The following is a 9,685-nucleotide window of genomic DNA, read 5'->3' as shown; positions in this document are numbered from 1 at the left end:
TCCTCACCCGTCCCGAACCCGGTGTCCAGAGACAACCAGTCGGTCTCCCGCACCACCACCCACGGATCGGGCAGAACATCAGGCACCGGCAGGCCAATAAACGCATCGGAGGTCGTCACCCACCGAACCCTACGACCCCCCACCGACGCGGCCCCGGTAGGTTCTCCACATGACAGCTACGGTGATCGACAGTTCCCCACCGCACTGGCCGCCGCTCTGACGGTGCCGTTCGACTACGACGGCGGCGAGGGCATCGACTCCGCCGGCTGTTGCAGTCGATCCCTCGACGCGACGGCCCCCGGCCGGTCGTCGGCCCGCCCGGCGTCGGCAAGACGATGCTGTCGGTCGCGCTCGGCCAGGCCGCAGTCGACGCCGGCCATAGGGTCTACTTCACCACCGCGGCCGAGCTCGCGGCCAAGTGCCACAAGGCGGCGCTGGAGGGCCGCTGGAAGTCGTGCATGAACTTCTTCGCAGGTCCCAGGCTTTTGATTGACGAGCTGGGCTACCTGCCGGTGCCCGAGGACGGTGCCTCGGCAGTGGCCAGGGCGTCGAGGACGGCGGCGAGCTGGTCCTCGGTGTGCTCGCCGGCTTGCGCGCGTTCGGCCACCGAGAGGGCGAGGTCGACGTGCTCGACGATCTCGGGCCAGCCCCCGCACTGGAGGCACCGGAACTCGTAGCTCCCACGCAGCTCGTGCACCCAGTCCCGCCACCTCCCGGCCGCCACACAGCCGACGTCCCAACGACGAGCGGCGCAGCAGGCGGAACCACGCCCCGGAGGCCGAGGGCTTGGTAGACGACGGCGCACCGCAACGTCCGTGGTAACGGCACCGCCGACAGACAGCGGCGGCACGACGGTTGCCGACGCGGCAGGCCAACGGCGGCACGACAACGGCCAGGACGGCGGCGACGAAACGGCGGCCGCAGCGAGCAAGCCGACGAAGCAGCGGCAGGACGACGGCGGGCAGGTACGGCGCGTCCGACCGGACGGCGCCTCACGGCAGACGGACAGCCAGCGACCCGCGCCCGGCCGTGGGAGCAGAGGGGCCCGGGCAACCGGGGCCGGGCATGGAAGCGGCACCGCGTCGAAGCCGAGCCTCCGCATCCACACCAGCCCCCGCCCTACGTGGCGCATACAGAGCTCTCATCCAGACCGCGGAAAACCCCACCACTTCTCACGACACCCGCAAATTCTCAACCAACTACGGAAACACGCAGGTCAAACGCCCATTGCAAACAGCCGACACCACCCCCAGCCCCGGTCTCCCACCCCGAAAACGCCCCCACCACGGCCCCAGTCCTTCCCGACCAACCCATAAACCCCCAGCCCACCGGGCAACACCCACCACCGAACCACCCACCCCGCCACAACGGAGCACCCGTACGCAACCAGAACCTCAACGGTGCGCCCATGGTCCCTCGGACCTCCGCCACACACAGGAGAACCGACCGCGACCCGGTGCGGCAGCCGGGACGGACGACGCCCCACGGCCTGGTGGTCGCGTGTCAGAACGTCAGGGCAAGCGCGGGACTGAGCACATAGCCGAGCCCTTCCAGGAACCCGTACCCCTGGCGGTGCAACACGTCCTCGTCTCGGAGGTCAAGGTCCGCGAGGAAGTCGATGCCCTCGTCAGGATGTTGTCGGCACGCAGAACGCGCCACCGCGCAGAAACCGAATCGGTGTCGTCCTGCGGGTCGTGGCCGCGCGCACGCAGACCCTGCTCCCAACGGCGCGCCGAGTCGTGGACCGGCCCGCGCCGGCCGCCCCGGCCTGTAACTGCGGGCAGGCGTACCGTCGGACCGCCCTGCGCCGGCGCCACCTGGACCAGCAGGCCCCGCACCTGCGCGAGGAAGCCCAGGAGCTGCTGGAGCAGATCGGCCCGGCCCTGGCCGACGCCGACTCCAAGATCAGTGATCTGGGCTGGTCGCCCCTACCCAGTTGGCGGGGCGACCGGCCTGACCGTCTATCGACTCACAGAGGGCGATGAGGAAGAACCGCCGCTAGAGCGGTCATAAAGCACCACGTGGCATGTGCCCCGGGACCCTACCGAGAATACGTAACTGTAGGTCTGGTAAGACCCGTATGCCTGGAATGCGCCGTTATCCCCGAACACCTGGCCGTTGTCGCAGACGAGGTTGAAGTCCATCCAGTCGCCCGAGGTAACGCCGCCGGTGGTGTACGACGCCTGATACCCAGAGGGATCATAGTTTGCACATACATATCCACCGCCGGCGTTGAGCCACGTGGAGTTGCAGGCTGCCGCTGAGGCAGTCCCGGCAGTAGCGAGGCCAATGCCGGAAGCGGCAAGGATCAGGCTGCCCACTACCGAAATCAGCTTGAATTTTTGCTTCACAGACTCTCCCGACTTCCCGTCGAAATCAGCGACTTGGACCGCAGGGCTGCGGCTCTGGAATCTTGCGGCACAAGGACCGCCCGTTCAACGGATATTGGCTCTACTCGCGTCTCAGCTTCGTCTCACACCCTTGAACAGGGCTTTGGGACGCCCTACAGCCCGCATGAGCCGGGAGGTTGGCGCCACTCAGGTTGAACTCGCGACGTCGTTGGTCAAGGTGGGGCGATGGTCAGCCCGGTCTCGGCCAGACATCCGTCGATGAGGTGAGGGCAGTATTGGATCTCGTATGCCTCGCCTGACGGTCCGCACAAGGTGGTCCGGGTCGGCGAACGCGACGTTGGCCAGGAACCCCCGCCTCAGCAGCGACCAGATCCCCTCAATCGGATTGAGGTCCGGAGCGTAGGCGGGCAACTGGTAGACGGTCAGCCAGTCCTGTGGGCCCGAGGCTCGCCCCCCCCACACACACACCACCGACCCCGCCGAGGACCAGCCAGCCACCTGACGACGGGAGGCGACGGGCCGGGGCGGCAGAGGCGCAGCGGCGGCGGGCTACGTGCATCCGCACACGCCGCAAGGCGCCGGCCACCACGAGGGCGGCCGGCGCCTTGCGGCTTGTCAGAACGTCAGAACGGGCGGCGCACGTTCGGCCGGGCGGGCTCGGGGCCGCGCAGGGCGAGGGCGGCGGTGCGGGTGCGCTCCAGCCAGCTCATGACCTGGCGCAGCGTGGCGGGGGAGAGCTGTTGGGTGAGGTTGCGGACGGCCTCGTGATCCTCATCGGTCAGGTTGTGGAGGCCGGCGCGTTCCAGGGCGGTGTAGAGGGGCTGGGCAGCGGGGCCGGCGAGGCGGCGGTGGGCGGCGTCGGTGATCTGGCGGGCCTGGTGGGCGGCCTCGCGGGCGCATTCGGCGATGTCCTGGCGGTGGCGCTCACGGCGCAGCGCGTGCTGGAGGGCGGTGTCGTGGTCGGGGTCGTAGCGCTCGGCGCGGGTGGTGGCGGTGTGGTCGTGGATGCGCTGCCACTCGGCGAGGGTGTCGGCGGCGGTGGCGTGGGCGGTTTCGTCGTCGGCGTCGGCGCAGCGTTCCTCGAACCGGGCTTGCTGCAGGGCCTGCGGGATGTTCTCCAGGGTCATCCCGGCTGCCCGGCGGCGGACCCGGCTGGGGACGTCGCCGAGCAGCCCGTGCTCCTGGTCGTCGGGCTCGTCCTCGTCCTGGGTGTGGTCAGGGCGGGCGGGTGCTGGGCGAGGGCGGCGTGCAGCGTCGCGCCGGCCTGCCACGCCTCGGCGTGCACGACGGGCTCCGGAACGGTGAGGCCTTGCATTATTCCTGACGCGCCGTATTCCCGGCCTCGCCTGCGGTTCGAGCGTGTCGTCGGGGGCCGGGCCAGGGATAGCCGAGCTGATCGGCGAACTCCTTCGAACCCCCACAGACCTCGGCGACCTCGCGGGGGTCTCCGGCCGTGAGACAGGCCTCAAGGGTGTCGACCTGGTCAGCCGGGTCGTCTGCGGAGATCGGAATGGTCATCCTGAACTGAAGCCAAGGACGGTCTTCCCTGATCGCCGAGCGGCCGGGGTGGAACAGGAAGACGGTGATCTGGTCAGGGTCCCAGTGCCAGGCGGAGACAGCTCCCAGCTCGCATTCCCAGGCCGCCAGCCAGTCGGTGTGCTCCCGAAGCCGCCCCTCCAGCAGCCTGGCGACTGTTCGGGCCGGCCACTCCCAGCTGTGATCCGCCGCGGCCCGGTCGACCTCCGCTTCGTACTGGTCGACGTCGAACCTGAGCTCCGGGAGACCGACCTCCTCCGCAAGCGGGTTGCGCCAGCCGCTCCAGACCACGTGCTGCCCATCGTGCCTGATCGTCACATAGACAGCGCCGCAGCAGGCCTCGGCGCATCCAGCCACAGCGACCCGCACCTCACGAGGAGTGTCGGTCGCATGCAGCAGCGACTTCGGACCCAGCAGATACCGCGGATCCTCCCCTGGGCCCTCCTCGAACACCTCGGCCAGGATGTCTCGTCCGTCGACGATCGGTCGGCATTCCACTGCGGCCCCCCGGGTCCCGAGCGGTGGCACGACGACACGAAGGGACAGCAGATGCAGTTCTGTAGTCACTGCCTGATGGTCTCGAAGTCAACGGAAGTTGTCAGTCGCGTTTCTGCTTGGGAGGAGCAGGATCCTCCGTTGTGGGCGTCCCAGCCTGGATTCGTCCGATGTCACGGGCGCGGGTGGCAAGGTAGTCGGCCCAAGAGGTCTTGGCGAACCCGGCCCAGCGGACTGCGGTGTTGGGGTGGAGTCCGAGGATGCTCGCGAGCACCGGTGCGGGCAGGTCGCCGGAGAGGGCGGCCACCTGCTCGCGCTTGGTCGGGGCAGGCAGCATCAGCGGGCCCAAGTCCTTTGCGGCGCGGGCCTGTACGCAGTCGGGGCACTCCAGCCGGTCCGGCCGGGCCTTCTCCCGCAGCTCCAGCTTCGAGTCCTCCTTCCCCCCGATCGAGCCCCGGCACGTCCAGCACGGGCGCAGCGTGGCGTTGGCCGTGCGGGCGGCCTCCAGCTGTTCTTCGGCCTCCCGTTCCAGGCGCTCCTCGCGGTCCTGGTGGCAGGGCCAGCAGCGGCCGCCGGGGCGGCGGGTCCACTCGACCTGTCCCTGGCGGCTGTAACTCCCAGGTGCTCTCCTCCTCGGGAACGTCGCCGCAGTCGGCGCAGACCAGGGAGTCCATCAGCTCCTGGTGGGCCTTGTGCTCCTCGTCCTCGCGGGCGGCCTGGCGCAGGTCGTAGGCGGCCCGGTTGTTCGGGTTCTCCAGCGCCTCGATGAGGGAGTGCCGGCCCGAGCGGCCGAAGCGCCACCAGATGGGCCCGAGCGGCCCGCGGGTGGCCAGCAGCTCCAGGGTGGTCGCGACGATGGGCACCGCGTCGTCGTAGACCCGCCAGCCGTCGCCGTTGTAGTCGCGCACCACCTTGCACCACCGGCCGCGCCAGCACTCGGCGGACAGGTCCGCCACGGCCTGCTGCCGGTTGGCCAGCGCGACCGGTCCGGCGTCGGTGACGACCAGGGCGACCGGCGGGTACCCGGGCCGGGTGTGACCCGGCCAGGTTCGGCGCCACCAATGCACCGTCCGGTCTGCCGGCTCCTCGTCCGCGAAGGCTGGGACAGTCAGCTGGCCCAGGCCCCGCCCGCCCGCGCGGAGCAGCCCCGGCGCGGGCGGGGGACCGGGAGCTTCGGAGTGGGCTGGGTTCGCCCACTTGGTCAGGTCTGTTCCTTGGGGAAGAGGCGCCGCACCATCTCGATCACGAAGGCTGAGGGCCCACGGGATATCCAGTATCCGTTCTTGGTCTCGTATCCGGGGCCGACGATCATGGTCACGGTCGACTCGGCCCGTGTGAGGGCGACGTAGAAGGTGCGCCTTTGCTCCGCGAGCTCAGCCTCTGTGGGTCTCCGCCACTCTTTCCCGGTCGGTACATCGCGCGGAATTAGGCCTTGGAGGAGGCCCGGCAGAATCACGGTGTCGAACTCTCGGCCCTTGGCTGCGTGGTAGGTAGCGAGCAGGACTTTCCCGATGACCTCCTCGCCACGCGCGAGGTCCTGCAGCGCAAGATCCTTGGACCTACACACGCTCGCCAGGCCGTCGAGGCTGCTCGTGTTGTCCTGGTCGGGGTGTCCCGCGGCTACCTCGTCGAGAGCCAAGCCGGCACGCAGCTGCTCCAGCCAGGCGAGGGCAGGGGCTTCGGCTGGGTACAGCTCCTCGGGGTCGAGGCACAGCTGCAGAGCCCTGGGCCAGAAGAGCCGCGAGGGCGATGGGGCGAGCTGGGCCTCGGTGCGCAGCGTGGTGAGGGCGCGGGCCAGGGAGGCAAGGGACGGTGCTTGCGTCCGGTGCAGCATGTCGGCGCGATGGGCACCGGAGGCGGCGTGGATCTGGTAGTTAGTGACGGCGCGGCTCGCGCACCGCTGGACGAAGCGGGAGAGGCTGCCGGCGGGCAGCTTGTCGTCGCCCTCGTGCCGGAAGTCCAGCTCGCGTCGGGTGAGCTCGCTATGTACGGCGTCGAGCAAGGGACCGCGAGCGGGGTAGAGGATGGCGATCCGCTCGGGGCTGATGCCCTTGTTCTGCGCCTGTTCGACAAGGTCGCAGGCCACTCGGACGTGGTCCTGGAGGCCTCCCTCGACCTGTTCGAGGTTGACGTCGCCTGGGGGTGCGCCTTCGCGGGCGAGGCGGCCTCGGGAGAGTCCGAGGGCGGCCTCGGCGGCGGTGATGATGTCCTGGCCGCTGCGGTAGTTGACCTCGAGTTCGAGGTCGCGGAAGTCCGCTCGGCCTGCCAGTTCGGTCAGGTACTTGGCGTCGGCTCCGGTGAAGCCGTAGACGGACTGGTCAGTGTCCCCGACGGCGAAGATGGTGATGCCGGCCAGGTCGCGCAGGGCGAGGACGAGTTCGTGGAGGACTCCGCCGAGGTCCTGGTACTCGTCGACGACGAGGTGGGGGAAGCGCGCGCGCAGGAGGTCGCGGACGTGTGCGTGCTCCCTGACGAGGTGCACGGACCGGGTGACCATGGCCTCGAAGTCGATCTCTCCTCGGAGGATGAGCTGTTCCTCGTAGAGGCGTGCCGCCTGGACTTCCCGCCGGTCGAAGCTGTCCAGGTTTTCGTTGCAGGCCAGGGCCCGGCGGATCCGCGTGCTCTGGGGCATGCGGTGCTGGGCGAGGACCTCGGCGATGCCGACTTGGTCGAAGCAGCGCTGGAGGAGCGCTTCGGTGGCCGCTTTGTTGAGGACTTGTCCTGCTTGGGGTGCCGGCTGCCCGGTCAGATGCGCGAAGGCGCGCAGGATCTCGTTCAGACAGAAGGCGTGCACGGTGGAGCAGGTGATCTGCCCTTCGGCGCGTACGCCGCTGTTGAGGACACGGCGGCGGATCTCCTCGGCCGCCGCGTTGGTGTAGGTGATGCAGGCCACGCCGCGGAAGGCCGAGATCTGCGTCTGAAGTACGTAGGCGATCCGGGCGACGAGGGTGCGCGTCTTCCCGCTCCCGGGTCCGGCCCGCAGAACGACGTTACCGTCGTGGAGAACGGCGGTCCGCTGCCTGGGGTGCAGACTGTCGAGCTCCGCGAGAAGAGTGTCACTGACCTGCATCGCTGCCCTGCCCATGTGGCGCCGAGTGGCCGGTGAGCAGTGAGGTTCCGCGGGCCGCGCGGCTGATGCGTTCCATGGCCAGGAAGAGGTAGGAAGCCGTGCCCAGGCGGCGCAGGGCTTGTTCGTCCAGCGGGACATTGTCCGCGATCTGCGCTTCGGACCGGATCCGGGCGTCCAGGTCGACCTGGGCGATGTGGGCGGCGAGGCGCTGTGCGAAGCGGCCCTTGCCGAGGTCGCCGATCCGCTTGAGCATCTTCTTCCGGACATCGGGGTCGATGGTCGCGTTCAGCTCGTTGGCAACCCCGCGGCTCACCTCTTCTACCGTGGCCTCCGTGCTGTTCAGCTCCTTGAATGCCTGGATGATCTCCTGGCCGAACATCGAGCACAGGTCGGTCTCCAGGGTCTGAGCTCCGACGTAGACGTCGATGCTCTGGAGCTCTGAGACGAGAGGATCGCGGGTCGCCTGGTAGGTGGCTGTCTGGGTTTCCGGCAGGGCGGCGATCTGATCCAGGAGGGCTGTGCGGCGGACTGCCTCGGGATGAAGGTTCGCGCCTCGCTTGAGGCCGGCTTCCCGCCGGCCGAGCTTGTCGCGGGCAGCGTCTCCGTCGGTGATGACCACGTGGGGGGCGTCGAGCCCCTTCGGACCGAGTAGCGCCCGGTAGGGCTTGAAGTCGGTGCCGTGGACACTGGCCACCACGATGCCGTAGGCGTCAAGGTCGAAGCCGGCGGCTTCGGCCAGGGCGGGAAGGATGTACAGCTCGGCCAGTCCTTCGACCAGCACCACGGCAGAGGCGAAGAGGACCTCGGCACGGCTGACGTCTAGGTAGCGCTCCAGGTCCGCGGCTTCCTTGCTGCTGACGGGGAGGGCGGCCGTGGTGGCTCCGGTCGTACCGTTCTCCGTTGCACGCAGGACGATAAAGGAGCGGACCGGCGCGACGGCGGCGATGTGCGGGCTGTGGGTGGTGAGGACGAGCGACGGTCCGCTGCGCAGCAGATACCTGAAGAGGTGCCGCTGGAGGGTGACGTGGAGGTGGGCCTCAGGCTCTTCCACGGCGACCAGGGTGGCGATGAATTCTTCGTCCAGTCGCTGCTGGCTGAGGGCTTCGAGCAGCAGGCCGAGGTAGATGACGTTGGCGCTGCCCAGGCTGGTGTCGGAAATGCTCCTGCGGCGGGCCGCGTCGAAGAACAGGCGTACGGCGCGGATCAGTTCGTCCGGCTTGGATGAGGCGAAGCCGAGGGTGGGCTGGACCGCTAGGCGCGGCCCGAACATCGCTCCCAGCCGGTCCGTCAGGTGCCCCTCCAGCTTGGCGACGTTGTTGTCCTTGGTGAGCTGGTCGACTGCCGTGGCGATCGCCAAGGCGGTGGCTTCCAGGTTCACCGGGTCCAGGGGTAGTCGTTCGAGGAGGTCCCGCATGGGGCTGCGCCGCCAGTTGTGCAGGTCTCCTTCGGCGTCACGAAGAGCCGGCAGGACGCGCAGGGCCACTTCGCGGCGGATGGCGCGCACGTCGTTGGTTTCGCGGTCGCCGGCGAAGACGACGACGTCGTAGTCTTTCGCGGTGAGCGGCCGACCGGTGGGCTGCACCTGGGAGTCCTCGGCGGTTGCTACCTCCGCTCGAGGGGCGAAGCGGTAGGTCAGCCGGGCTACGTAAGGGTCGAAGTTCACCACGGCGCTGGACAGGATGCTCTTGGCGTCAGCATCGTCGTCGAAGCCGCGTAGCTCGACCACGATGGTCACTTCGGCGCCGCCGGCGAGGCCTGCGGGGTGTCCTTCCCAGATATCTTCCTCGCGCAGCATGCGCCGCGCGTCGGACAGGGACGGGTCGAGGACCAGGCGGACCGCTTCCAGCAGGTTCGACTTGCCGACGCCGTTCTCGCCGACGATTACGGCGTGGGCGGGAAAGTCGTCGATGACGAGGTGCCGGAAGTTGCGGAAGTTGCGTATCTCGATCCGCGAAATGTGCAGGCCCATTCGTCCCCTTGCCGATTGGTGCGATGTGGTGATTCATCATCCCAGGGTTGTCCCGCTGGTGGGCGGTTTCCCATGACCGGCCCGGGCGGGCCGCCGTCGACTGCGGCAGGAGGTGCCCGCGGCAGGGTGTTCAGGCCCGCATCCTTGCACGCCGTCCGGCAGCCGCTCCGGCGAAACCTGCCGCACGCTGGCGCCGTGCGCGGCCGCAGTGACCGGGGCCTGGGGTTTCACCGGTGTGCGGTCTTCGAGATCCTGGAGAACCCA

General features: G+C 69.0%; 6 protein-coding genes and 2 pseudogenes. 1 reads left to right on the top strand and 7 read right to left on the bottom strand.

Annotated elements, in window-relative coordinates:
• Positions 1-335: 335 nt before the first annotated feature.
• Positions 336-476 (top strand): annotated as a pseudogene (locus ACFVWU_RS35795) (ATP-binding protein); the annotation flags it as partial.
• Between the two features lie 26 nt (positions 477-502).
• Here ACFVWU_RS35795 and ACFVWU_RS35790 read toward each other — a convergent pair.
• The 7 genes and pseudogenes from ACFVWU_RS35790 to ACFVWU_RS35760 all read right to left on the bottom strand — a co-directional run bounded on the left by ACFVWU_RS35790 (position 503) and on the right by ACFVWU_RS35760 (position 9,421).
• Positions 503-697 carry a hypothetical protein gene (locus tag ACFVWU_RS35790; protein WP_387628683.1) on the bottom strand — a complete coding sequence of 65 codons (195 nt, stop codon included), beginning with the start codon at positions 695-697 and terminating at the stop codon, positions 503-505.
• A 1,866-nt stretch (positions 698-2,563) separates the two neighbouring features.
• Positions 2,564-2,786: pseudogene (locus ACFVWU_RS35785) on the bottom strand (transposase); the annotation flags it as partial.
• A 188-nt stretch (positions 2,787-2,974) separates the two neighbouring features.
• Positions 2,975-3,622 (bottom strand): hypothetical protein, encoded by a 648-nt coding sequence (locus ACFVWU_RS35780; RefSeq protein ID WP_387628681.1) that lies wholly within the window; start codon positions 3,620-3,622, stop codon positions 2,975-2,977.
• A 43-nt stretch (positions 3,623-3,665) separates the two neighbouring features.
• Positions 3,666-4,454 carry a hypothetical protein gene (locus tag ACFVWU_RS35775; RefSeq protein ID WP_387628680.1) on the bottom strand — a complete coding sequence of 263 codons (789 nt, stop codon included), beginning with the start codon at positions 4,452-4,454 and terminating at the stop codon, positions 3,666-3,668.
• Positions 4,455-4,485: 31 nt separating this feature from the next.
• Positions 4,486-4,719 carry a hypothetical protein gene (locus tag ACFVWU_RS35770; RefSeq protein WP_387628677.1) on the bottom strand — a complete coding sequence of 78 codons (234 nt, stop codon included), beginning with the start codon at positions 4,717-4,719 and terminating at the stop codon, positions 4,486-4,488.
• 864 nt (positions 4,720-5,583) lie between these two features.
• On the bottom strand, positions 5,584-7,452 hold the full coding sequence (locus tag ACFVWU_RS35765) for an ATP-dependent helicase (protein ID WP_387628675.1): 1,869 nt from the start codon (positions 7,450-7,452) through the stop codon (positions 5,584-5,586).
• On the bottom strand, positions 7,439-9,421 hold the full coding sequence (locus ACFVWU_RS35760) for an ATP-dependent endonuclease (RefSeq protein ID WP_387628673.1): 1,983 nt from the start codon (positions 9,419-9,421) through the stop codon (positions 7,439-7,441). Before ACFVWU_RS35760 ends, ACFVWU_RS35765 begins: the two co-directional genes overlap by 14 nt.
• Between the last annotated feature and the right edge of the window lie 264 nt (positions 9,422-9,685).

It is taken from the genome of Kitasatospora sp. NPDC058190 (assembly GCF_042883685.1).
Classification (GTDB): domain Bacteria; phylum Actinomycetota; class Actinomycetes; order Streptomycetales; family Streptomycetaceae; genus Kitasatospora.
Note: the sequence above shows the minus strand (reverse complement) of the source record. Positions and strands in the feature narration are given on the sequence as shown.

Bases quoted from the DNA above. Each gene is read 5' to 3' on its own strand.
- ACFVWU_RS35770 (WP_387628677.1), bottom strand. From the start codon at position 4,719: ATGCTGCCTGCCCCGACCAAGCGCGAGCAGGTGGCCGCCCTCTCCGGC.
- ACFVWU_RS35765 (WP_387628675.1), bottom strand. From the start codon at position 7,452: ATGCAGGTCAGTGACACTCTTCTCGCGGAGCTCGACAGTCTGCACCCC.
- ACFVWU_RS35760 (WP_387628673.1), bottom strand. From the start codon at position 9,421: ATGGGCCTGCACATTTCGCGGATCGAGATACGCAACTTCCGCAACTTC.